The organism is Bradyrhizobium sp. KZN70725 (genome assembly GCF_055264925.1).
This window is the reverse complement of record NZ_JBUYWT010000032.1, coordinates 72209-96694: the sequence shown is the minus strand read 5'-3', so window position 1 is coordinate 96694 and position 24486 is coordinate 72209. Positions and strand designations below refer to the sequence as shown.

20 protein-coding genes are annotated in these 24486 nt (G+C 64.0%); 9 read left to right on the top strand and 11 right to left on the bottom strand.

Annotated elements, in window-relative coordinates; genetic code table 11:
- Positions 1-108 precede the first annotated feature (108 nt).
- Complete coding sequence (locus ACZBJS_RS26850; RefSeq protein ID WP_210262929.1) at positions 109-633, bottom strand: methylated-DNA--[protein]-cysteine S-methyltransferase; 525 nt, start codon at positions 631-633, stop codon at positions 109-111.
- 190 nt (positions 634-823) lie between these two features.
- On the opposite strand from ACZBJS_RS26850, the gene ACZBJS_RS26845 reads away from it, so the two are divergent.
- The 3 genes from ACZBJS_RS26845 (at position 824) to ACZBJS_RS26835 (ending at position 4218) form a co-directional block, all read left to right on the top strand.
- Complete coding sequence (locus ACZBJS_RS26845) at positions 824-1186, top strand: DUF1304 domain-containing protein (RefSeq protein WP_083714868.1); 363 nt, start codon at positions 824-826, stop codon at positions 1184-1186.
- Between the two features lie 203 nt (positions 1187-1389).
- The gene (locus ACZBJS_RS26840; RefSeq protein WP_316395261.1) at positions 1390-2610 is read left to right on the top strand and encodes an ABC transporter substrate-binding protein; all 1221 of its coding nucleotides are present in this window, start codon (positions 1390-1392) and stop codon (positions 2608-2610) included.
- A gap of 381 nt (positions 2611-2991) precedes the next feature.
- Positions 2992-4218 (top strand): ABC transporter substrate-binding protein, encoded by a 1227-nt coding sequence (locus ACZBJS_RS26835; protein ID WP_316395260.1) that lies wholly within the window; start codon positions 2992-2994, stop codon positions 4216-4218.
- Positions 4219-4429: 211 nt separating this feature from the next.
- On the opposite strand, the gene ACZBJS_RS26830 is transcribed toward ACZBJS_RS26835, so the two are convergent.
- A complete protein-coding gene (locus tag ACZBJS_RS26830; RefSeq protein WP_016845520.1) occupies positions 4430-4855 on the bottom strand; it encodes a DUF1330 domain-containing protein in 426 nt (141 codons plus the stop codon).
- A 247-nt stretch (positions 4856-5102) separates the two neighbouring features.
- Here ACZBJS_RS26830 and ACZBJS_RS26825 point away from each other — a divergent pair, with 247 nt between their 5' ends.
- Positions 5103-7358 carry a transglycosylase domain-containing protein gene (locus tag ACZBJS_RS26825; protein ID WP_316395259.1) on the top strand — a complete coding sequence of 752 codons (2256 nt, stop codon included), beginning with the start codon at positions 5103-5105 and terminating at the stop codon, positions 7356-7358.
- A gap of 259 nt (positions 7359-7617) precedes the next feature.
- On the opposite strand, the gene ACZBJS_RS26820 is transcribed toward ACZBJS_RS26825, so the two are convergent.
- From ACZBJS_RS26820 to ACZBJS_RS26805, 4 genes are all read right to left on the bottom strand, one after another.
- Positions 7618-8457 (bottom strand): M48 family metallopeptidase, encoded by an 840-nt coding sequence (locus ACZBJS_RS26820; protein WP_076824634.1) that lies wholly within the window; start codon positions 8455-8457, stop codon positions 7618-7620.
- A gap of 198 nt (positions 8458-8655) precedes the next feature.
- Positions 8656-9984 carry a polyhydroxyalkanoate depolymerase gene (locus tag ACZBJS_RS26815; protein WP_028341465.1) on the bottom strand — a complete coding sequence of 443 codons (1329 nt, stop codon included), beginning with the start codon at positions 9982-9984 and terminating at the stop codon, positions 8656-8658.
- A 128-nt stretch (positions 9985-10112) separates the two neighbouring features.
- Positions 10113-10937, bottom strand: a complete 825-nt coding sequence (locus ACZBJS_RS26810) for an ABC transporter permease (RefSeq protein WP_463439483.1) — start codon at positions 10935-10937, stop codon at positions 10113-10115.
- Positions 10934-11740, bottom strand: a complete 807-nt coding sequence (locus ACZBJS_RS26805) for an ABC transporter ATP-binding protein (protein ID WP_316395257.1) — start codon at positions 11738-11740, stop codon at positions 10934-10936. Before ACZBJS_RS26805 ends, ACZBJS_RS26810 begins: the two co-directional genes overlap by 4 nt.
- A 141-nt stretch (positions 11741-11881) precedes the next feature.
- Between ACZBJS_RS26805 and ACZBJS_RS26800 the strand changes: the two genes are divergently transcribed.
- Positions 11882-13201, top strand: coding sequence for an ActS/PrrB/RegB family redox-sensitive histidine kinase (locus ACZBJS_RS26800; RefSeq protein ID WP_168858264.1), 1320 nt, complete (start codon positions 11882-11884; stop codon positions 13199-13201).
- Between the two features lie 134 nt (positions 13202-13335).
- The gene (locus tag ACZBJS_RS26795) at positions 13336-13890 is read left to right on the top strand and encodes an ActR/PrrA/RegA family redox response regulator transcription factor (protein ID WP_016845514.1); all 555 of its coding nucleotides are present in this window, start codon (positions 13336-13338) and stop codon (positions 13888-13890) included.
- 327 nt (positions 13891-14217) lie between these two features.
- Here the strand turns inward: ACZBJS_RS26795 and ACZBJS_RS26790 are convergent, their stop codons facing one another.
- Positions 14218-14700 carry an MmcB family DNA repair protein gene (locus ACZBJS_RS26790; protein ID WP_057015390.1) on the bottom strand — a complete coding sequence of 161 codons (483 nt, stop codon included), beginning with the start codon at positions 14698-14700 and terminating at the stop codon, positions 14218-14220.
- A 217-nt stretch (positions 14701-14917) separates the two neighbouring features.
- Between ACZBJS_RS26790 and ACZBJS_RS26785 the strand changes: the two genes are divergently transcribed.
- Positions 14918-16618: an alpha-amylase family protein gene (locus tag ACZBJS_RS26785; RefSeq protein WP_463439482.1), complete on the top strand. Its 1701-nt coding sequence runs from the start codon at positions 14918-14920 to the stop codon at positions 16616-16618.
- Here ACZBJS_RS26785 and ACZBJS_RS26780 read toward each other — a convergent pair.
- Both ACZBJS_RS26780 and ACZBJS_RS26775 read right to left on the bottom strand, forming a co-directional pair.
- Entirely contained in the window at positions 16606-18213 is a 1608-nt protein-coding gene (locus ACZBJS_RS26780; RefSeq protein ID WP_463439481.1) for an alpha-amylase family glycosyl hydrolase, read from the bottom strand. The two genes, ACZBJS_RS26785 and ACZBJS_RS26780, sit on opposite strands and share 13 nt — an antisense overlap.
- Positions 18214-18333: 120 nt before the next feature.
- Entirely contained in the window at positions 18334-19146 is an 813-nt protein-coding gene (locus ACZBJS_RS26775; protein WP_057015413.1) for an RMD1 family protein, read from the bottom strand.
- A 175-nt stretch (positions 19147-19321) separates the two neighbouring features.
- On the opposite strand from ACZBJS_RS26775, the gene ACZBJS_RS26770 reads away from it, so the two are divergent.
- The gene (locus tag ACZBJS_RS26770) at positions 19322-19990 is read left to right on the top strand and encodes an MBL fold metallo-hydrolase (RefSeq protein ID WP_463439480.1); all 669 of its coding nucleotides are present in this window, start codon (positions 19322-19324) and stop codon (positions 19988-19990) included.
- Here ACZBJS_RS26770 and ACZBJS_RS26765 read toward each other — a convergent pair whose 3' ends face one another.
- Both ACZBJS_RS26765 and ACZBJS_RS26760 read right to left on the bottom strand, forming a co-directional pair.
- Entirely contained in the window at positions 19991-21166 is a 1176-nt protein-coding gene (locus ACZBJS_RS26765; RefSeq protein WP_463439479.1) for an extracellular catalytic domain type 1 short-chain-length polyhydroxyalkanoate depolymerase, read from the bottom strand.
- A gap of 209 nt (positions 21167-21375) precedes the next feature.
- Entirely contained in the window at positions 21376-22782 is a 1407-nt protein-coding gene (locus ACZBJS_RS26760; RefSeq protein ID WP_463439478.1) for an MFS transporter, read from the bottom strand.
- Positions 22783-23054: 272 nt separating this feature from the next.
- On the opposite strand from ACZBJS_RS26760, the gene ACZBJS_RS26755 reads away from it, so the two are divergent.
- Positions 23055-24296, top strand: a complete 1242-nt coding sequence (locus ACZBJS_RS26755; protein ID WP_076824620.1) for an LLM class flavin-dependent oxidoreductase — start codon at positions 23055-23057, stop codon at positions 24294-24296.
- Positions 24297-24486: the final 190 nt, after the last annotated feature.

The window sequence follows — 24486 nt, the reverse complement described above, 5'->3', positions numbered from 1 at the left end:
GCTGGTTCCTCTCCCTCGGCGATCCATCTCGGCCTCCTCGACCACGTTGAATCTCCCTTAATATGCGATTCTCAACCCTCCAGATCGCGGCTTTCTGACTCAGTAAGACTAGACCTCCACGCCCTCGTGGCGTAGCAGCCAGCGCTTGCGCTCCAGCCCGCCGCCATATTTGACCAGTGAGCCGTTGGCGCCGATCAGGCGATGACATGGCACGACGACGCTGATCGGGTTGGAGCCGTTGGCATGGCCGACCGCGCGCATCGCATTCGGCGCGTTCAGTTTCGCCGCCAGCGCGCCGTAGCTCATGGTGGTGCCGTGCGGAATGTTCGGCAGCGCGTGCCAGACCTTCTGCTGGAACGGCGTGCCGGCGACGCGCCATTCGACATCGGTGAGACGATCGAGATCGCCCTTGAAGTAATCGCCGAGCGCCTTGCGCATCGCAGCCGGCGCGTGGCCGTCCCGCAGCGTCACGGCGCCATAATGCAGCCGCAGCAGGTCGAGCATGCGCCCTTCATAATCGTCCCAGTCGAGCGCGCGCAGCACGCCGTCGTCATCGGTCACCAGCAGCGCGGTGCCGATCGGGGTCTTGAGGCGGTCGAGGTTGAAGGTCTGTGGAGTCCTGCGGTCGGCCATTGTCATATCTCGGGCAAGCAGATCGGCCAGCATACAATTCACCGCCCGCATGCTAGCGTCCACCCGAATTCTGGGTAGAGCGTTTTTCGAGCGAAGCGGAGACCGGTTCGCGTGAAGAAAACGCGCCAAAACAAGAATCTTGAGCTTCGATTCTGATTCAATCAGAACCGAAGCTTTGGGGGGCCGCAATATGTTGTTGCTTGGCAATGTTCTGGTCGCGGTGGTGGCCATGCTGCACGTCTATTTCCTTGTGCTCGAGATGTTTCTCTGGACCAAGCCGCTCGGGCTGAAGACGTTTCGCAACTCGATCGAGAAGGCAAACGATTCCGCGGTGCTCGCCGCCAATCAGGGGCTCTATAACGGCTTCCTCGCCGCCGGACTGATCTGGGGCCTCGTACATGGCAATCCGGCCTTCGCGTTCCAGATCAAGACATTCTTCCTGCTCTGCGTGATCGTCGCCGGTGCCTATGGCGCCGCCACCGTCAGCCGCCGCATTCTTTATGTGCAGGCGGCTCCCGCTGCGTTGGCGCTGATCCAGCTCTGGCTGGCCTAAAGCGCGGGCGCGCTTTTGTTTTCTTGAGCATGATCCGCTCGGAAACCGCTTCACAGTTTTCCGGACCATGCTCAAACGCGACATCGCGCGCAGGGTGCATCGTCTTGCAATGGCCCAGCCGTTCCTCCATCATCCCGTGCAACGGTGACATCCGCCGGCCTGAGCTTGCGGACAAGATCACCGGCAACAGGGAGGTCACGGACATGAGAAGCGTGCAATTGCTCGCTGCGACGGCGCTTGCGATCGCGTTGTCGGTTACATCGGCCACCGCGCAGAAGAAATACGACATCGGCGCGACCGACACCGAGATCAAGATCGGCCAGACTGTGCCGTTCTCCGGCCCCGCATCCGCCTATGCCGGCATCGGCAAGACCCAGGCGGCCTACATGAAGATGATCAACGATCAGGGCGGCATCAACGGCCGCAAGCTGAACCTGATCCAGTATGACGACGCTTATTCGCCGCCGAAAGCGGTCGAGCAGGTGCGCAAGCTTGTCGAGGGCGACGAGGTGCTGTTCACGTTCCAGATCATCGGCACGCCGTCAAATGCCGCCGTGCAGAAATATCTGAATGCCAGGAAGGTGCCGCAGCTGCTCGCCTCCACCGGCGCCTCGCGCTTCTCCGACCCGCAGAACGCGCCGTGGACGATCGCGTTCAACCCGAACTACCAGTCCGAGGGACGCATCTACGCCAAATACATCCTGGCCAATCACCCCAACGCCAAGATCGGCATCTTCTACCAGAACGACGATCTCGGCCGCGACTACATCACCGGCCTGAAGAGCGGGCTCGGCGACAAGGCCGCCAGCATGATCGTCACCGAGGTGTCCTACGAGCTGACCGACCCGACGGTCGATTCCCAGATCGTGAAGCTGAAGGCCGCCGGGGTCGATTTGGTCTATGACGCCTCGACACCAAAATTCGCCGCGCAGGCGATCCGCAAGATCGCCGATCTCAACTGGAGCCCGGTGCACATCCTCGACATCAATGCGAGCCCGGTGTCGGCGACGCTGAAGCCGGCCGGTCTCGACATCTCCAAGGGCATCATCTCGACCAATTACGGCAAGGACCCCGCCGACCCGCAATGGAAGGACGATCCCGGCGTGAAGGCCTATTTCGCCTTCATGGACAAGTATTATCCGGAAGGCGACAAGCTCAACACCGTCAACACCTACGGCTACTCGACGGCCGAGCTCCTGATCCAGGTGCTCAAGCAGTGCGGCGACGACCTCACCCGCGAGAACCTGATGAAGCAGGTGACCAGCCTGAAGAAGTTCGTGCCGAGCCTCGCGCTGCCGGGCATGTCGATCACGACGGGGCCGAACGACTACCGCATCAACAAGCAGATGCAGATGATGAAGTTCAACGGCGAGCGCTGGGAGCTGTTCGGCCCGATCATCGAGGACACCGGACCGGCGGGCTAGCCGCGGTCGGGACGAGACTTCACTCACTCTCCCCGTTCTTACGGGGAGAGGGTCGGGGTGAGGGGCTGCTTCCGCGCACCGCTGCATTAGCTGCCCCCGCGGAGACTCCCCCTCACCCGCATCGCATCTTCGATGCGATGCGACCTCTCCCCGCAGGCGGGGGCGAGGTAAAGCGGGCCCCCACCTTCGCGCCGCTCCACCCACCTTTTCGCAACGCCCCCTACTTTGGTTGACTGAAATCGCTCACCTTTTCGGCAGCGCTCGTCTTGCGTTGCAATAACGGTTCCTCCACTATCCCGGCCCAGCGATGGCGACCGCGGGACCTTGAACCCGCGGACAAGATCATCGGCCAACCATCAGTCACGTGAGGGAAACAGCACTATGAGGAACGGGATTTTCCACCTGGTCACGGGAACGGCGCTCGCGATCGCGCTGTCAGCAACGTCGGCCTTTGCGCAGAAGAAGTACGATCCGGGCGCGAGCGACACCGAGATCAAGATCGGCCAGACCGTCCCCTTCTCCGGACCGGCCTCCGCCTATGCCTCGATCGGCAAGACCCAGGCGGCCTACTTCAAGATGATCAACGATCAGGGCGGCATCAACGGCCGCAAGATCAACCTGATCCAGTATGACGACGCGTATTCGCCGCCCAAGGCCGTCGAGCAGGTTCGCAAGCTCGTCGAGAGCGACGAGGTGCTCTTGACCTTCCAGATCGTCGGCACGCCGTCGAACGCCGCCGTGCAGAAATATCTCAACGCCAAGAAGGTGCCGCAGCTGTTTGCCGCCACCGGCGCCTCGAAGTTCACCGACCCGAAGAACTTCCCCTGGACGCTCGGCTTCAACCCGAACTACTTCGTCGAAGGCCGCATCTACGGCCAGTACATCCTGAAGGAGCACCCCAACGCCAAGATCGGCGTGCTCTATCAGAACGACGACCTCGGCAAGGATTATCTGAACGGCATCAAGGCCGGGCTCGGCGACAAGGCCGCCAAGATGATCGTGGGCGAAGCCTCCTACGAGGTCTCCGACCCGACCATCGATTCCCAGGTGATCAAGATCAAGGACGCCGGCGCCGACCTGTTCTTCTCGGCCTCGACGCCGAAGCAGGCGGCGCAGGCGATCAAGAAGATCGCCGAGCTCGGCTGGCACCCGATCCACATCGTCGACATCAACGCGACCTCGGTCGGCGCCGTGCTGCAGCCGGCGGGCCTGGAAGCCTCCAAGGGCCTGATCAGCACCAATTACGGCAAGGATCCGGCCGATCCGCAGTGGAAGGACGATCCGGGCATGAAGCGCTATTTCGACTTCATGGCCAAATACTATCCCGACGGCGACAAGAACTCGAACTTCAACACCTATGGCTACTCGACCGCCCAGTTGATGGTGCATGTGCTGAAGCAGTGCGGCGACGACCTGACCCGCGACAACGTGCTGAAGCAGGCGACCAACCTGAAGAATGTCGAGCTCGACATGGCGCTGCCCGGCATCAAGGGCAACACCGCGCCGAACGACTATCGCGTCAACAAGCAGCTGCAGATGATGCGCTTCAACGGCGAGCGCTGGGAGCTGTTCGGCCCGATCCTCGAGGACGCCGGCCCGGCCGGCTAGTCGGTTCGCGCAGGTTTGAAATGCAATCGGCGGCCTCCAGGCCGCCGATTTGTTTGCGGGGATGTCCTATCACCGTCACCCTGGGGAGCGCGAGGCGCGTCTCGAAGGGTCGACGGCCACCAGCGGGGCCGTGCATGCTTCGAGGCTCGTTCCGCTCGCACCTCAGCATGACGGGGATGGAGATCGCCGCGACCCATCGATTTTTACGCGCCTACTTCGGAATCTCGCCGAAATTCTTCCCCACCGGCAGCACGGCATGGCGGATCAGGCGGGAATCGTCCACCGCGGCCTGGCGGTGCTTCACCGCCTCGCGATAGACCGGATCGCGGATCATCTCGACGAAGGCGGCGACGCTTGGATATTCCGCGATGAAGCAGTGATCCCAGCGCTCCTCCTGCGGTCCGATCAGCATCAGCTCGAAGCGGCCTTGCCAGACGATGCGGCCGCCGAGCCGTTCGAACACCGGCCCGCTCTCGCGGCCATACGCCGCATAAGCCTCCGCGCCGGTGGCCTTGCGGCCGTCGGGATAGGCGGCCCATTCGCGCAGGCGCACCAGGTTGAGCATGTGGATCGGGCCCGGCCGGTTGTTGTCCCGGAACTGCGCGAAAACGTCCTTGGTCGGATCGATATGGCCCATGCGGTGCTCCTTCGTTTCTTGTTCCCTAGCGCGATCGCTCTATCGCGCTCTTCCATCCTGTTTGAGCATGATCTCCGCGCAAACGCTCCGCGTTTGTCGCGAGGGAAAACCGGTGCCCACTTTTCCTGATCATGCTCCTTATGTAGCACGCGCTGCCTCACCTCCTAATGCCCCGTTAAGCTTTGCGTAACCGCCCCTTAAACCGGGAACGCTAGCGTGCGTCCCTGTCAGGGTGTGAGCGTTGCGGATGGCGTGGGGACGGAAAAAAGGCGGTGCGCGCAAGGAGCCGCTGTTCGGGCTTCCGGCCGCGCTTGCCGACCTTCGGCTGTCGCCGTCCGATCGCATTCCCGGAGGCGGCGACGACAAGCCCGCCAAATCCAAACCCAAGAGCAGCGACAAGAGCAGCGATTCCGGTAGCGAGAAACCGCGCCCGTCGCGCAGCGGCAGCAAGCGGCGCAGCAAGTCGCGGGGCTTTGGCATCGGCCGCCTGTTCTATTGGACCGCGGTGCTCGGCCTGTGGGCCGGCATTGCGGTGATCGGTGTCGTGGTGTGGGTCGGCGCGCATCTGCCGCCGATCCAGTCGCTGGAGATTCCCAAGCGTCCGCCGACGATCCAGATCGTCGGCATCGACGGCAGCGTGCTGGCGCAGCGCGGCGAAATGGCCGGCGCCAATATCGCGTTGAAGGATCTGCCGCCCTATCTGCCGAAGGCCTTCATCGCGATCGAGGACCGCCGCTTCTATTCGCATTACGGCGTCGACCCGGTTGGCATCCTGCGCGCGGCGGTGACCAACCTCCTGCACCGCGGCGTCTCGCAGGGCGGCTCGACGCTGACCCAGCAGCTCGCCAAGAACCTCTTCCTGACCCAGGAGCGCACCATGCAGCGCAAGCTGCAGGAAGCCGAGCTCGCGCTCTGGCTGGAGCGCAAGCATTCCAAGAACGAGATCCTCGAGCTCTACCTCAACCGGGTCTATTTCGGGTCCGGCGCCTATGGCGTCGAGGCCGCCGCGCAGCGCTATTTCGGCAAGTCGGCGAAGAACGTGACGCTGCCGGAAGCCGCGATGCTGGCCGGCCTTGTCAAGTCGCCGTCGCGGCTGGCACCAAATCGCAACCCTGAAGGCGCCGAGCAGCGCGCGCAGGTCGTGCTGGCGGCGATGGCCGATGCCAAGTTCATCACCGAGGCGCAGGCCAAGGCCTCGATCGGTCAGCCCTCGATTGCGGTGAAGCCGGCCGGCGCCGGCACCGTGAACTATGTCGCCGACTGGATCGGCGAAGTGCTCGACGATCTGGTCGGCCAGATCGACCAGGACATCGTGGTGCAGACCACGATCGATCCGAAGCTGCAGAATGTCGCCGAAGCCGCCATCATCGATGAGCTCGCCGCCAAAAGCGTGAAGTTCAATGTCAGCCAGGGCGCGCTGGTGGCGATGACACCGGACGGCGCGGTGCGCGCCATGGTCGGCGGCCGGAACTACTCGGAGAGCCAGTACAATCGCGCGGTCACCGCGAAGCGGCAGCCGGGCTCGGCGTTCAAGCCGTTCGTCTATCTCACCGCGGTCGAAGCAGGACTGACACCGGACACCATCCGCACCGACGCGCCGCTCGACATCAAGGGCTGGAAGCCGGAGAACTACACCCACGAATATTTCGGCTCGGTGACATTGACCCAGGCGCTGGCAATGTCGCTGAACACGGTCGCGGTGCGGCTCGGCGTCGAGGTCGGCGCCAAGAATGTGGTGCGCACCGCGCACCGGCTCGGCATCTCCTCCAAGCTCGAGCCCAACGTCTCGATCGCGCTCGGCACCTCGGAAGTCTCGGTGATCGAGCTGGTCGGCGCCTATGCGCCGTTCGCCAATGGCGGCTACGCCATCTCGCCGCATGTGGTGACCAAGATCAAGACCAGTTCGGGCAAGCTGCTCTATGACCGTCCGACCGATCCGCCCAACCAGGTGATCGAGCCGCGCTACGATTCGATGATGAACAGCATGATGCGCGAGACGCTGATCTCGGGCACCGCGCGCAAGGCGGAAATCCCGGGCTGGACAGCCGCCGGCAAGACCGGCACCAGCCAGGATTATCGCGACGCCTGGTTCATCGGCTACACCGCCAAGCTCGTCACCGGCGTCTGGCTCGGCAATGACGACAATTCACCGACCAAGAAGGCGACCGGCGGCGGCTTGCCGGTCGAAGTGTGGACCCGCTTCATGAAGGCGGCGCATCAGGGCGTGCCGGTCGCGGCGATCCCGAACTCGCAAGGCAGCTGGGGGCCGGCGAACCTGATGCAGATCTCGTCACAGGTCACCGCGCCGTCAGCGCCGGCGGGACCGATGCAGATTCAGCCACCGATGCAGGCATCGCAACCGCCCGCGCCGGTACCATCCGGCGGTTACTATCGCCCGCCACCGCCGACGCCGGCCCGCGCCTCGGCGCCACCCAACCCGAACGCGCGGCCCGAGGCTGCGGCCGGACTGGACGGCTGGCTGGCGGATCGGTTGTTTCGGTAGAAGTCGGTAGGCGGACGGATCGCGTTGCTCCGTAGCCCTGATGAAGCGAAGCGTAATCCGGGACCAGTCACGCCATCGATGAAAGCTGCCCCGGATTACGCTTACGCTCCATCCGGGCTACGCACTCAAGCCCTCATCCCCCGCGAAGGCGGGGGATTCAGTACGCCTCAGCCCCTGGATTGAAGACAAACGCCTCTGGAATACTGCATCGCCCGCTTTCGCGGACGATGACAGCAACGTTCGGGGCGAACAGCGCGCCCTACTCCTGGATCCCGTAGCGGTGCAGGTCGTTGCCGTAGGTGTCGAGCCAGTTCTTGGCGCGCGTTACCGACGCGCAGACCTTGTCGACCACCCGCCAGAACCGCGCCGAGTGGTTCATCTCGACGAGATGGGCGACCTCATGCGCGGCGAGGTAATCGAGCACGAAGGGCGGCGCCAGGATCAGCCGCCATGAGAACGACAGCGAACCCGCCGAAGTACACGAGCCCCAGCGGCTGGACTGATCGCGGATCGAGATCCGGCGTACCCGCACGCCGAGTTCCGCGGCGTGAAGCTGCGCCGCCTTCTGCAGGTCCTTGCGCGCCTCGCGCTTGAGGAAGTCGTGCACGCGGCGATCCATGTACTCGACGCCGCCGGCGACGCAAATGATCCTCTCGCCGCTGTCGCGCGTCTCGGTCCACACCGTGCCGCGCTCGCCCGAGCGGTGCACCAGGCGATGCGGCACGCCGCGCAACGGCACCACGGTGCCGGGCTGGAACGGCGCGGCCTTCGGCAAGCGGCCAAGACGGGCGGCGATCCAGCCGCCATGGAGATTGGCGAACTCCTTGGCTTCCGGAATCGTGCCGCGCGGCGGCATCGTCAGGATCGCTTCACGATCGGTTGGATGTATCCTGAGTGTGTAGCGGCGCGCGCGCCTATGCCGGCGCAACCTGACGGTGAAGAACTGGGAGCCGTGTCTGACCAATACGGTCGCGGGTTCGGCAGGCCGCCGATAGAGGAGCGCGCGAGTAGCCATTTCTGAGAGTCCGGGGAGCAGGAGTTCGCCCGAACTTTGCCATATCCGCCGCCAGGGAAAGCGCTCGGCGCAAAAACAAATCATTTGCCCAATATACAGGGGTCGGACGTTAATTGACCTCTACAGGCAGGGGCTGGAACCGGAATTTTTCCGATGAATCAAGGTTACGAAAAAGGCCCAAAGAATGAAATTACATTCACCCTTTTGGCCTTGCCCGATTTGGGATTCTTTTAGTTAAATCAGCGACTTGCGCGACCGCGAAAATCGCGGCCGGGGCGATACCTATTCGGCGGCGGCGACCAGCGAAAGTCGCGTATTGGCCGCCGAAACCATGAAATCGGAGATCCGCGGCACGATTTCGGAGCGGAAACGCGAGCCGTTGAACACGCCATAGTGCCCAACGCCCTTTTGCACGTAATGCACGCGGCGATGGTTCGGGATCGCGGTGCAGAGCGCGTGCGTCGCCTCGGTTTGGCCAAGACCTGAGATGTCGTCCTTCTCGCCTTCGACCGTCATCAGCGCGACGCGGCGGATCTTCGACGGATCAACCGGCTTGCCGCGATGGGTCATCTCGCCCTTCGGCAGCGCGTGCTTGACGAAGACGAGGTCGACGGTCTGCAGGTAATATTCGGCGGTGAGATCCATCACCGCGAGATACTCGTCATAGAATTCGCGGTGCTTGTCGACGAGATCGCCGTCACCCTTGACCAGATTGGCGAACAGCGCCTTGTGCGCATCCATGTGCCGGTCGAGGTTCATGCTGATGAAGCCATTGAGCTGCAGGAAGCCCGGATAGACGTCACGCATCACGCCCGGATGCGGGAACGGCACCTTGGTGATGACATTGTTGCGGAACCACTCGATGCCGCGCTCTTCGGCGAGGTTGTTGACCGCGGTCGGATTGCGCCTGGTGTCGATCGGCCCGCCCATCAGCGTCATCGACAGCGGCACGAACGGATCGTTGTTGGCTTCCATCACCGAAACCGCTGCCACGACAGGCACCGAAGGCTGGCACACCGCGATGACATGCATATTGCCGCCGAGCGCGTGCAGCATCTCGATCAGGTAGTCGACATAGTCCTCGAGATCGAACCGGCCAGCCGCGAGCGGCACCATGCGCGCGTCGGCCCAGTCGGTGATGTAGACCTCATGGGTCGGCAGGAACGCCTCGACTGTGCCGCGGAGCAGCGTCGCATAGTGACCCGACATCGGCGCCACGATCAGCACGCGCGGCTGCGGCGAGCGCAGCGGGCGCGTCAGCTTGCGATCGAAATGCAGCAGGCGGCAGAACGGCTTTTCCCAGATCGAACGGACCTCGACCGGAGTGCGGATGCCGTTGACCTCGGTCGTCGGCAGGTTCCATTCCGGCTTGCCGTAGCGGCGCGTGGTGCGCTCGAACAGCTCACAACCGGCGGCGATCGACTTGCCGAACTCGGTGTGAGTCCACGGATTGAGCGGGTTCTGAAACAGGATCTTGGTGGCGTCGGTTACCGCGCGCACCGGATTGAGCGACGCATGCGCCATCTCGTACATCCAGTACAACGGCGTCGTGAGTGCCGGGCTGCCTTCCGCCGCTAGTGGCGGGGCACCGCCAAATTCACCGATGGGCATAGTATTTTCAGACCCCTGTTTTGCGCCGCAGCATACTGACCAATGCGTAACAATGCGTCAATGCGCCGCGAGCCGAATCTGGGGGCGATATCGGGCTAAAAGGCCGAGAATCCACGAGAAAGTGACATTTATTCACCACCGCCGAGCAGCGACCCGTTGCGCTTGGCGCTCTGCAAAAGGGAAAGGAAGATCGCAAAAGAGGCAGCGAACAGGAACGCGTTGATGACCAGCGCCCACGCCATCAGGTCGGCGCGGAAGACGTGATCGATCAGAAGCGAGCGCATGCCTTCGAACACATAGGTCGGCGGCAGCGTCCAGGCGACAGCTTGCAGCCAGGCCGGCAGCACCTCGACCGGATAGTAGATGCAGGCGAGCGGCATCACCGCGAACATCAGCGTCCAGACGATGCTTTCCGCCCCTAACCCGTTGCGCAGCACGAGGCCCGAGGCGAACACGCCGACCGACCAGCTCGTGAAGATCAGATTGCAGAAGAACGCGATCAGCGGCAGCCCGATGGCGTAGAAGTTGAAGCCGAAAAAGAACAGCGCCAGCAGCGTCATCGGGATCACGCCGATGGCGAGCCGGATCAGGCTCATGATCATCAGCGAGAGCAGGAATTCGATCGGCTTCAGCGGGCTCATCATCAGGTTGCCGAGGTTGCGTGCCCACATCTCCTCCAGGAACGAGATCGAGAAGCCGAGCTGCCCCCGGAACAGGATGTCCCACAGGATCACGGCACCGATCAGCGTGCCGCCCGCCTTGGCGAAGAAGCCGGATGCCTGCGAGATGTAATTCTGCAGGAAGCCCCAGGTGATGATCTGCAATGCCGGCCAGTAGACCAGCTCCAGCAGCCGCGGCCATGACGACATCAGGAGATACCAATAGCGCAGCACCATCGCGTTGATGCGTTGCAGTGAAATGGTGTGCTGGTGCTGGCTGACGAGTTCGCTCATGGTGTGTCCTCTGGCGCGCCCTCCCGCACCCGGCCGCGCGCCACGTCGAGAAACACCTCTTCCAGCGTGTCGCGGTTGTAGCGCGCCATGATCCGGTCGGGGCTGTCGTCGTCCTCGATCTTGCCGCGCTTCATGATGATGACGCGGTCGCAGAGGCGCTCGACCTCCAGCATGTTGTGTGACGCCAGCAGGATGGTCGCGTTATGGGTCTTGCGATAGGTCTCGAGATGCTGCCGCACCCAGTCGGCGGTATCCGGGTCGAGCGAGGCGGTCGGCTCGTCGAGCAGCAAGAGGTCCGGTTCGTTGATCAGCGCCTTCGCCAGCGCGACGCGGGTCTTCTGCCCGGCAGAGAGCTTGCCGTTGGAGCGGTCGAGGAATTCCTTGAGATCGAGATCGTCGGCGAGCTGGTCGATCCGCTCACGCAAACGCTGCACGGCATAAAGGCGCCCGAAAACGGTCAGGTTCTGCCGCACCGTGAGCCGCATCGGCATGTCGACGTAGGGGCTTTCGAAGTTCATCCGGCCGAGCACGTCGTAGCGCTGCTCGGGGATTCGTGCACCGAGCACCTCGACGCTGCCCGAGGTCGGCAGCACCAGGCCCATGATCATCGCGATCGTCGTGGTCTTGCCGGCGCCGTTGCCGCCGAGCAGGCCGGTGATGCTGCCGCGCGCGATGCGGAACGAGATATCGTCGACCGCGCGAGTGGTCTTGTAGACCTTGACCAGATGCGCGACGTCGATCGCGGCCGACTCGCCTTGTTCAGCCGCCGGAGCTTGCCTCTGACCTGTCCCGACCTGTTGCATATGGCCGTCATTGAGCCATTGCGACAATAAGCGCAAGGCTCGGCGGTAATTAAAGGCTTGGCGGTAATTAAAGGCTCGCCCTGCATCGTTGCGCTAAGTCGCGAATTTGTGCGCCGCCCACGGCACAGCTAAGGTCCCGGGATGACCGACGTCGCTTCCGATTTCCGCCAACCCCGCCGCTACGTCCGCCTGGATACGATCCTGCGGCTGCGCTGGCTCGCCGCGCTCGGCCAGCTCGTCGCCATCTTCATCGTGGCGCAGGGACTGGAATTCGACGTTCCGATCGTCCCCTGCGTCACCATCGTGACGTTCTCGGCGCTGCTCAATCTTGCACTGCAGATCGCCTTCAACCCGATGCAGCGGCTGGAGCCGGCCTATGCCGCCGCCCTGCTCGCCTTCAACATCGTCGAGCTCGGCGGGCTCCTGTACTTCACCGGCGGATTGCAGAACCCGTTCTCGTTCCTGTTCCTGGCGCCGGTCCTGATCTCGGCCACCGTGCTGCCGATCCGGCTGACGATCGCGCTCGGCTGCCTTGCGGTCGCCTGCGCCTCGGCGCTGTTCTTCTATCATCTGCCGCTGCCTTGGGATGCCGACGATCCCTTGGTACTGCCGCCGATCTATCTGATCGGCGTCTGGCTTTCGATCCTACTCGCGATCGGTGTCACCAGTCTGTACGCATTCCAGGTGACCGAGGAAGCGCGCCAGCTCTCCGATGCGCTGGCCGCGACTGAACTGGTACTGACACGCGAACAGCACCTGACTCAGCTCGACGGCCTCGCCGCCGCCGCCGCGCATGAGCTCGGAACGCCGCTGTCGACGATCTTCCTGATCTCGCGCGAGCTCGAGAAGACGGTGCATGACGCGGCGATCGCCGGCGACCTCAAGACCCTGCGTGAGCAGGCGCAGCGCTGCCGCGACATCCTGAGCAAGATCGCGCAATTGTCATCGAGCGGTGCGCCGTTCGACACCATGAAGCTGTCGACCTTGATCGAGGAGGCGGTGGCGCCGCATCGCGATTTCGGCATCAACATCAAGGTGCGGCTTGCTGTCGCAGCAACGCCTGAACCGGTCGCCGCGCGCAATCCGGCGATCCTCTATGGCGTCGGAAACATTCTCGAAAATGCGGTCGATTTCGCGCACCAGACCGTCGAGGTGAACGCGTGGTGGAACGCCGAGACCGTTGAAGTCGTCGTCTCCGACGACGGTCCGGGCATCGCGCCCGACATGCTGAAGCGGATCGGCGAGCCGTATCTGTCGCGTCGCCGAGGTGCGGATGAGGCCCAAAACCCACGTGGGGGCCTCGGTCTGGGCGTTTTCATCGCAAGGACGCTGCTGGAACGCACCGGCGCCAAGGTGTCGTTTACCAATCGCACCTTTCCCGATCACGGCGCCGTGGTGCAGATCGTCTGGCCGCGCGAGCGCTTTGAGGAATCCGCGCCGGGCGACGAAACCGAATCCTAAGAACGATTCTTAATCGCAACCCTGGCATTACGGATGCATTGCTCTTTCCGGACGAGCACGCGACTTTCGGCTGCCTTGGCAGCGCCGCAGTAGGACCCCATATATTAGGGGTCTGCCACAGGGAAAAATGGATCGTGAACGCCATTACTGAACTGAATGACCATGCCGACCGCTCGCTCCTCATCGTCGAGGACGACAAGCCGTTCCTGGAACGGCTGTCGCGCGCGATGGAGACGCGGGGTTTCGCGGTGAAGTCATGCGACACGGTATCTGATGGTCTCGCCGAGATCGGCCGCGCCGCGCCCGCTTTCGCAGTCGTCGATCTTCGCCTCGGCGACGGCAACGGCCTCGACGTCGTTTCGGCGTTGAAGCGCAAGCGCCCCGAGGCGCGCGCGATCGTGCTGACCGGCTACGGCAACATCGCCACCGCCGTCACCGCGGTGAAGATGGGCGCCGTCGATTATCTCTCGAAGCCCGCCGACGCCGATGACGTCGTCGCCGCGCTGCTCGCGACCGGCACCGAGAAGTCCGAGCTGCCGGCCAATCCGATGTCGGCGGACCGTGTGCGCTGGGAGCACATCCAGCGCATCTACGAGATGTGCAACCGCAACGTCTCGGAGACCGCGCGCCGCCTCAACATGCACCGCCGCACCTTGCAGCGCATCCTCGCCAAGCGCGCACCGCGCTAAGCGATCGCTTCATTTGTTTTCGCGATGGCCGGGCTCGTCCCGGCCATTTGCTTTTGTAGGGTGGGCAGCTTCGTAGGATGGGTGGAGCGAAGCGATACCCATCCTCTCTCCCGGTGTCCCGAAGCTGATGGGTTTCGCTTCGCTCTACCCATCCTACGGAATCCAACAAAGCTGTCCGTCACCCTGAGGAGCGCGCCCTTGCGCGCGTCTCGAAGGGTCGACGGTCACCAGCCGGGCCGATTCATCCTTCGAGGCTCGCTGCGCTCGCGCCTCCGGCGACAAAGGCGAGGCCTTTGCGCGGGGATGACGGGGCAGCAATGTTCTTCGCTAAAACTCGTGCCCCTGCGGATCGACCAGGCGGTTGATGCGCTGCGCCGCGGCCATGGCAAAGCGCACCGTCATCGCCTTGCGGGTTGCCGCCGGCAGGCGATGCTCCGGCGCCTCGCAATGCAGATGCCCGCCATAGGCGTCGGCGATGATCAAACCGGTGTCGACGGGAAAGATCTCGCACGGCAGATCCTGCGTGAAGGCGAAGAACAGCCGGTCGCAATGCATCCGGTAGTCCTGCCATTTCTGGTCGGCGCGCAGATCCTCGACCGATGACTTGATCTCAACGATCCAGATCTCGCCGCGCTCGTTCAGCGCGACCAGATCGGCTCTTCGGCCGGACGGCAGCGGCAATTCGCTGATGCAGGAAAATCCCAGCGATCTCAGAAGCCTCGTCGTTCCGCGCGCGATCGCAAGCGCGGTCTCCGACTGGCGTCGGTCGGACGCGGGCACAAGCGCGATCTGGCGGGCGGATGAGTCCATTGCGCGAAGATTAGCCGATTCCACGAGAGCATGATCCGGAAAAGTGAAAGCCGGCTTTCCACGAAGATCATGCCCAACCGATAGAGCGCGGCAGCGTCAGGCCGGCGCGGAGCGTCGTCCGGCTCTGTTGCGGGACGGCGCTCCGCAGGAACCCGTCGCCGCTTCACCGCTTATCCTCCCGGCCGCCGCCACGGGTGGGACTGGAGAGGATTGCCTGGTGATCGACGACCTCTGGTACAAGAACGGAGTGATCTACTGCCTGTCGGTTGGCACCTACATGGATGCCAACGGCGATGGCATCGGTGATTTCAGCGGTCTGCTCCGGCGCCTGGACTATTTGCACGGGCTCGGCATCACCGCGATCTGGCTGATGCCGTTTCAGCCTTCGCCCAACAGGGACGACGGCTACGACATCTCGGATTATTACGACGTCGATCCGCGCTACGGCACGCTGGGCGATTTCGTTGAATTTACCCATGGCTGCCAGCAGCGCGGCATCCGCGTCATCATCGACCTCGTCGTCAATCACACCTCGGATCAGCACGACTGGTTTCGATCGGCGCGCAGCTCGAAGGACTCGCCGTACCGCGATTGGTATGTCTGGTCGGACAGGAAGCCCGCCAATGCCAACACCGGCATGGTGTTTCCCGGCGTTCAGAAATCGACCTGGACGCGCGACAAGCAAGCCGGCGCCTGGTACTTTCATCGCTTCTACGATTTCCAGCCGGACCTCAACACATCGAACCCGCATGTGCAAGCCGAGATCCTCAAGATCATGGGGTTCTGGATTCAGCTCGGCGTCTCGGGCTTCCGCATGGACGCCGTGCCCTTCGTGATCGCGACCAAGGGCGCCTCCAGGCGCAAGCCGGTCGAGCAGTACGACATGCTGCGATCGTTTCGGGAATTCCTGCAATGGCGCCAGGGCAACGCGATCATCCTCGCTGAAGCCAACGTATTGCCCGAGACGGACATGGAATATTTCGGGCGTGACGGCGACCGGATGCACATGATGTTCAACTTCCATGTCAATCAGCATCTGTTCTACGCGCTGGCGTCGGCGGATACGAAGCCGTTGGCGAAGGCACTGACGGCGACCAAGCCACGGCCCGCGACCGCCCAATGGGGCTTGTTCCTGCGCAATCATGATGAACTCGACCTCGGCCGCCTGTCGAAGCCGCAGCGCGAGACGGTGTTCGAGGCATTCGGTGCCGACAAGAGCATGCAGCTCTACGACCGGGGCATCCGGCGACGGCTTGCGCCCATGCTGGGCGGCGACCGCCGACGCATCGAGCTCGCTTACAGCGTGATGTGCACGCTTCCCGGCACGCCCGTGATCCGCTACGGCGATGAGCTCGGCATGGGCGACAATCTCGACCTGCCCGAACGCGGTTGCGCGCGCACACCGATGCAATGGTCGACCGAGCCACACGCCGGCTTCACCGAGAGCGATCGGCCATGTGTGCCCGTCATCGACAATGGACCGTATGGCTATGAGCACGTCAACGCGGCCAAGCAACGGCGCGACCCCAATTCGATGCTGAACTGGACCGAGCGCATCGTCCGCATGCGCAAGGAAGTCCCCGAGGTCGGCTGGGGAGATTTCAAGGTTATCGCAAGCCACAATCCCGCCATCCTGATCATCCGGTACGACTGGCGTAACAACTCGGTGCTGTTCGTGCACAACTTCGCGGAAAAGCCGCTCGAGATATCGTTCAACGTCGGTCTGCCCGACGACGCCGGCAAACTCCTCGTCAATCTCCTGACCGAGGACCACAGCCGCGCCGACGAGGCCGGTCGCCACAAGCTTCTGATCGAGGCCTACGGCTATCGCTGGTATCGGGTCGGTGGGCTCGACTATCTGCTCAAGCGCAGCGACATCGATACCATGGAGCCCCGCACCCGGCGTCAATCGTCCTGATGTGGTCCGAGGATCACGCCCTCATTGGGGCGCAGATCGAGCACGCCTTCGACCTTCTCGCCCTGCCGGTCCATCAAGGTCGACAGCAGGACTTCATTGCTGAAGCCGATCGCGCTCGAGGAGACCGACGCGGCGGCCGCGCCGAAGTTCAGCGCGATCACGGCGACGCCCTCAGTGCTGCGCCGCCGGTAGAGCAGCACATCACCGTGCGCCGCCACCGGCTCATAGCTGCCATGGACGAGCTGCGGCAGCCTTCGCCGAAGCGCGATCAGCGCCTTGTAGAGATTGAGGATCGACGTCCTCTCGGCTTCGAGACTTGCGACATTGTCGCTGGCAAAATCCTGCGCCAGCGGCAGCCACGGCGGAGCCGTCGAGAAGCCGGCATGGCGCTCGGCGCTCCATTGCATCGGCGTGCGGCAGCCGTCACGGCCGACGCCGATATCCGGCACGTTCTTCTCAAAGGGATCGCGCACCTGATCCGGCGCAATCGCAACCTGGCGCATGCCGATCTCGTCGCCGTAATAGAGCGTCGGCGTGCCGCGCAGCGTCAGCAGCAGCATCGCGGCGACCGGCGCCTGCGCCGGCCCCACCCGGCTCGCCACCCGCGGCCGATCGTGGTTGCCGAGCACCCAGTTCGGCCATGCCCCCGGCGGCAGCGCCTTTTCGTAGTCGGCGATGATCATCTCGACCGATCGCGCGCTCCACAAGGTCGACAGCAGCGCAAAGTTGAACGGCATCTGCGCGCCGCGCAGATCGTTGCCGTAATAGGCGACCAGCCGATGCAGCGGCAGATAGATCTCGCCGATCAGCACGCGGTTGTCGAATTCCTCGGTGACGCCGCGCATCTCGGTGATGACGGTGTGCACCTCGAGCTGATCGGTCGAATATTGCGTCAGCAGCTTCTCGTGCGGCGGTCGGCCAGCGCGATAATGCGGGTTTGTCGGGTTATCGCGGAAGTCGGCATCCTTGATCAGGTGCCAGATCACGTCGACGCGAAAACCGTCGACACCCTTGCGCAGCCAGAAGCGCATCACGTCGTAGATCGCGTCCCTGACCTCGCGATTGCGCCAGTTGAGATCGGGCTGCTGCGCGAGGAAGGCGTGATAATAGTATTGGCCTGAGGCCTCGTCATACGCCCAGGCGCTGCCGCCGAACTCCGACAGCCAGTTGTTGGGCGGGCCGCCATCCGGCGCCGGATCGCGCCAGATGTACCAGTCGCGCTTGGGATTATCGCGCGAGCTCTTCGCCTCGATGAACCATTGGTGCTGGTCGGAAGTGTGGTTCGGCACCAGATCGAGGATCAGCTTGAGGCCGGAATCGTGCGCGGCCGCGACCAGCGCGTCGAAATCCTCCATCGTCCCGAACAACGGATCGATGCCGGTGTAATCGGAGATATCGTAGCCGAAATCAGCCATCGGCGACGGGAAGATCGGCGACAGCCAGACCGCGTCGACGCCAAGCCGCGTCAGATAGGGAAGCCGCGTGATGATCCCCCTGAGATCGCCGACGCCGTCACCGTCGCTATCCGCGAACGAGCGCGGATAGACCTGATAGAAAACGCCGCGTCGCCACCAGTCCCTGTTGTCCTGATCCATCCCGTCCCCCCAAGCTCGCAGCCCGGCCCAGGCCGCTCCGCGCCCGGAGTGGCCGATCGGTTCAGGGATGACGCACAATTCGGGACGGAAAGATGGCCGGATTCGGCCGCTGTAGCCCGTTCAATGCCGGGCCATCGCCAGCTGATAGATGGTGATCAGCACCTCGAACAGGATCAGGAAGACGATGATCAGCTCCAGCCGCAGCGAGCGGCTGGTGTCGATGATGTCGGTCAGCACCTGCGCGGTTTCGGCGACGACTGCGAGCTTGCGGTTCAGCGACTCCGCACGCTCCTTCAATTCATACTCGTCCTCGAGCCTGGCGTAGAGGCGCTCGAGCTGCGGCTTGTCCCAGAGGATATCGGGCTTCTCCGACACTTCCACCGGTCCGGCCACGCGATGCCGCACCAGCAGCGCGTTGCCGATGTGCTTGAGGATCGCAACGCGGCCGCGATGGACGCGGCCGCCCTTGGCGAGCTCACGCGCAAGCGGCTCGGTCGTGTCGAAGACTGCCCGGACCTCGCGCTCGTGCCGCGCCAGCACCACGCTTTTCGCCAACGCCTCGCCGACCAGGATCAGCCGCTCCGGCGAGAGGCCCTGCAGATAGATCGGGCCGCCCGGCGGAATCTGATCCTCCTTCTCGGCGGCGAGCTCGATGATTGCGATCTCCTCCTCGCGCCGCGTGAACAGGCCGGTCATGCGCGACTGCAGGCTGCGCAGGAATTCATCCTCCTCCAGCGCATTGAGGCCGATCAGCACGACGACGCCGTAGCGGAACAGGATCGCCACGCCGTTTTCATTGACGCGAAACGCCAGCGGCGTCGTGGCCAGCACGTCGCCGCGCTCGAGGCCCGACGTGTTGATGCGATCCGCGACGAAGAAGGCGCGCGCGGTGGTCCGGGGTCCGCCGAGCGGTGATTTGGAAGCCTGGGTCATGAAGTTCCGGACTGCGAGGACTTGAATCATGATCGAGAGCAGCCGCGTACCGGCCTGCTCACGAACTTATTCTGCTGGAGGTGACCTTATCACGGTCCTTTTTGGGATCACACGCCGGGGCAGCCGCATTTCCAGCGCGTGTTGACGGCGTTTCCCGGAAGCCTATGGTGCCCCCATGAACGAGACAACAGACACCAAACCGAAGGCCGGCGCGATCATCGTGCCGGTGACGTTGTTCGAGCAGAACTGCACCATCATCTGGCACGAGCCCACCAAGAAGGCCGTGGTGATCGACCCGGGCGGCGACGTGCCGAAGATCCAAGCCGCGATCAAGCAGACCGGCGTGACGGTCGAGAAGATCTGGCTGACCCACGGTCATATCGACCATGTCGGCGGCGCCGCCGAACTGCGCGACGCGCTGCAGGTCAAGATCGAGGGCCCGCATATCACCGACAAATATCTGCTCGACAATGTCGTCTCGAGCGGCGCGCGCTTCGGCATGACCGGGGTGCGCAATTTCGGGCCTGACCGCTGGCTCGATGAGGGCGATCAGGTCTCGATTGGCGATCTCACCTTCGACATCCTGCACTGCCCCGGCCACTCACCGGGCAGCGTGGTGTTCTTCAACAAGGAGCTGCGCTTCGCCCATGTCGGCGACGTGCTGTTCGCCGGCTCGGTCGGACGCACCGATTTGCCCGGGGGCAGCCATCCGACGCTGATCCAGTCGATCAAGGACAAGCTGCTGCCGCTCGGCGACGATGTCGGCTTCATCTGCGGCCATGGCGCCGGATCGAGCATCGGCCAGGAGCGGATGACGAATCCGTTCCTGACCGGCGAGATGTAGCTACTTCATCAGCCCCGCGGCGGTGAGCGCCCGCGTGATGACGCCGCCGACATCGACACCCTTGCTCCGTCGCTTGCGCGGCCGATCGCTCTTGCGGCCGGATGCCACCTCCGGCTCGGCCGCGGGCACCGGTACCGTCATCGAGACCGTGTCAGCGCGCTCGCGCGGAATTCCGGTCGGCGCGATATGCGGCTGACGGATCTTGTCGGTCAGGCCGAAGAAGCTCGCGATGTGATAGGAGGAGGAGATCCCGGCCTCGATCAGGAACGCGCCCTCCACGCCATAGCGCTCGTCATTGTCGGCAAGCCCGAGCGGCGTGCCATGCGCCATGTCGGCGATGGTGTAGGACTCGACCAGCGTTTCGCCGTCCGCGTTCCACCACACCTCGCGCGGATGGCCGTCGACATCCGCCTTCGACATCGCGGCAAGCGGCAGGCCGTGCACGTCGAGCCACTGCCGCACGATTGCATCGGCATTGCCGGGATGCACGGTGCGGTCGGCACTGCCGTGCCACACCGAAATCTTCGGCCAGGCGCCGCCATGCGTCGACGCGTTGCGCACCAGACCGCCGAGCTCGGGCGCGGAGAGCGCGCTGCCATGCATCATCGCGTGCAGCGCTTCGCGCAGATCGGTGGCGACGCCGAACGGCAGGCCGGCGATGATGGCGCCGGCCGCGAACACATCCGGATAGGTCGCGAGCATGACCGAGGCCATCGCGCCGCCGGCGGACAGACCCGTCACATAGATGCGGCGCGGGTCGATCTCATGCGTGCCGACCAGATGCGCGATCATCTGCCTGATCGACGCGGCCTCGCCGTGCCCGCGCGCGATGTCTTGCGGGTTGAACCAGTTGAAGCAGGTGTTGCCGTTGTTCAACGCCTGCTGCTCCGGCATCAGCAGTGCGAAGCCGTAATGCGCCGCAAGCGCCGACCAGCCGGCGCCGAGATCGTAGGACGCTGCAGTCTGGCCGCAGCCATGCAGCACCACGACGAGCGCGGGTGACCGCGCCAGCTGCGCGGGCACGAACGAGAACATCTTCAGATCGCCAGGGTTGACGCCGAATTCGGTCGTCTCGACGAGCGGCGTCGGCACGGCCGGCGCGAGTGCGCCAAGGCCGCTGAACGCGTTCATCTTCGGCAGATGACGCAGAAATTCGACGTTGTTGATCAGGGACAACAGCAACTCCTGAGGTGATTTAGTCTTCTGTGTCACCCGATCAGATAATTGCTGCACTGCAAAATGAAAAGGCCGTGTGCTGTCTTTCCCTGCGGAATTGTGAGAATCGGCGTTAATGCGTGATCGCGCCGCGGGCCGGCCGAAATAGTTGCCGTAGCACCTTGTTTGAGCACCAACTTTTCAGGAATGCGCGCCGCGTGGCGCCGGATTCACGCCGTGGCGCGGCGCATCCATGACAGAAATGCGGCTGAAATTGCGATCGACAGCACAAACAATGCGCATGCCGCAAACAGCGCCAGACGTGCTGACATCGTACTCTCGATTGCGAAGAAGACTGCGCCGATCGCGGCGACGCCGGCCGCGTTGCCGATCTGCGTCGTCGTGCCGTACATACCGGAGCCGGCGCCGGCGCTGGCGGGCTGCACGCTCGCGAGCACCGCGCTCGACAATGGCGCCATGACAAGCCCCTGGCCATAGCCGAAGATCATCAGCATCAGCGCGAGCAACAGTGTCGACGGTGCCGCGACCGCCTCAATCGTTGCGACGAGCACGGCGAGACCGACGATCTGCAGCGCACAGCCCTCGATCAGCACCAGCGTGCCGCGATGCCGGGCGCGCACGCCGCTGTGACGCGAGGCAACCACGAAGGTCAGCGCCAGCGGCACGAACACCAGCCCGGCCTGTAGCGGCGGAATCTGCAAGCCCTTCTGCATGAACATGGTCATGATCAGGTAGAACGACAGGTTGGCGAAGAAGAAGAAAAACACCGCGACCAGGCCGCGCATGAAGGCGCGATCCGACAGCAGCGACAGATCGATCAGCGGCATGCCGCCGCGGCGCGCGACGGACCGCTCGAGCCGCACGAAGGTCGCGATCACGGCGATGCCCACGGCCATCACCAGCCAGACCCATGCCGGCCAGTTGAGATCATGGCCAAACAGCAGCGGACCGATCAGGCACAGCAGGCCCGCGAACAGCACGATTGCGCCCGGGATATCGAGCCGCGTGCCGGCGCGGCGCGGTACCGTCGGCATGATCTTCAGCGCCGCCGCAATGATGACGACGCCGCACGGCACGTTGACGAAAAACACCGCGCGCCAGCCGAGGCCGGCGAGATCGAGCGTCACCAGCACGCCGCCGAGCATGAAGCCGGCGGCTCCCGCGAGCCCCAGCACGATGCCGTAGATGCCGAACGCCCGCGCGCGGCTGGCGTCTGAGAACAGCAGATGCAGCGTCGCCAGCACCTGCGGCACCATCAGCGCCGCGGTTGCACCCTGCGCGAGCCGCGCGACGATGAGCTCGGGCCCGGACTGCGCGAGACCGCACCACAGCGAGGTCACCGAGAATCCGGCGACGCCGGCGATGAACACGTTCCTGGTGCCATGGATGTCGCCAAGCCGGCCGCCGGTGACCACCAGCGTGGCATAGGCGATCAGGTAGATCGCGATCACGGCCTCGATCTCTGCCGGCGTCGCGTGCAGCTCCGCCGCGATCGTCGGGATCGCGACGTTGACGATGAAGGCATCGACCCCGAACATGAATTGCGCCGACACTACGATCGCCAGCACCCACCAGCGGCGGGACGTGTCCGCTCGCGTCGAAACGATCTGGTGCATGTCCTGTCCTGCCCGAAATGACGTTACAGCGGACATCAGCAGATTCCGGTCATCGCTTCGATTACCTGCGAGGTAAGCCCGGGATCACAGACGCTCGAGCCCCGGCTGCCAATTTGCGTTGACGCGCTAGGAAACATTCCGGACGGCGGCAATCGCCGCCGATTTGCGCAACAACCATGCGACCGCCGCAACCCCCGAGCATTGCCTTGCCCCGGGCCACCCCGTAGGTTGGCGGAAAGCCCCCGATAACAATAGTCCGGAGAGAACGACCCATGGCGCGCCTCAAGTTCGGAGCCTTCCTCGCCCCGCATCACCCGATCGGCGAGCATCCGATGCTGCAATTCCGCCGCGACCTCGATTTCGTCGAGCAGCTCGACGCGCTCGGTTACGACGAATTCTGGTGCGGCGAGCACCACTCCTCGGGCTGGGAGACCATCGCCTCGCCGGAAATGTTCCTGGCCGCCGCCGGCGAGCGCACCAAGCGCATCAAGCTCGGCACCGGCGTGGTCTCGCTGCCCTATCACCACCCCTTCAACGTCGCGCAGCGCATGGTGCAGCTCGACCACATGACCGGCGGCCGCGCCATCTTCGGCTCCGGCCCCGGCGCGCTCGCTTCCGACGCCCACACGCTCGGCATCGACCCGATGACCCAGCGCGATCGCCAGGACGAGGCGATCGCGGTGATCCGCCGCCTGTTCAACGGCGAGCGCGTCACCGCCAAGACCGACTGGTTCGAGATGCACGACGCCGCGTTGCAGATCCTGCCGCTGCAGGAGGACATGCCGTTCGTCGTGGCCTCGCAGATCTCGCCGTCGGGCATGACGCTCGCCGGCAAATACGGCATCGGCATCATCTCGCTGGGCTCGATGTCGACCCAGGGCTTGATGGCGCTGCCGCAGCAATGGCAGTTCGCCGAGGATGCCGCCAAGAAGGCCGGCACCACGGTGAGCCGCGCCAACTGGCGCGTGCTGCTGTCCTGGCACATCGCCGAGACCCGCGAACAGGCGCGGCGCGAGGCCGGTGCCGGGCTGATGCGCTGGCACAACGAATATAACGTCGGCACCCTGATGCGGCCGGGCCTGACCGCGTTCTCCTCGCCCGATGAGGCCGTCGACAAGACCGCGTTCGTCGAAGGCGCCGCGTCCACCATCGGCACGCCGGATGATCTGATCAAGATGATCAAGAACCTGGTCGATGTGTCGGGCGGCGTCGGCTCGATCATCGGCTTCGCGCACGACTGGGCCAATCCGGAAAATACCCGCCGCAGCTGGGACATGGTCGCGCGCTATGTCGTGCCCGAGATCAACGGCTATATCGACGGCCTGCGCAAGTCGCGCCAGTTCCTGATCGACAACCGCGCCGTGTTCGAGCGCGCCGGCCAGGCTGTCATGGCCAAGATCATGCAGAACGACAAGGCCGCCGCCGCCCTCCAGCAAACCGGCCCCGGCCGCGTCGCGATCCCCGCCGTGAACGCACCGGATCTTACTAAGGCCGCGGCGAAACAGAAGGCGTGATTTGTGATCCTTCCTGGAGGAAGAAAAAGCGCTGGAGGAAGAAAGAACGCCAGCTCGCGCCACACCCACCGCCGTCGTCCCGGCGCAGGCCGGGACCCATACGCCGCGGCGGGTGTTGTGAAAGGGGCTCGTCCTTCCAGCATTGGGCAACAATCACCATTCGTGGTTATGGGTCCCGGCCTGCGCCGGG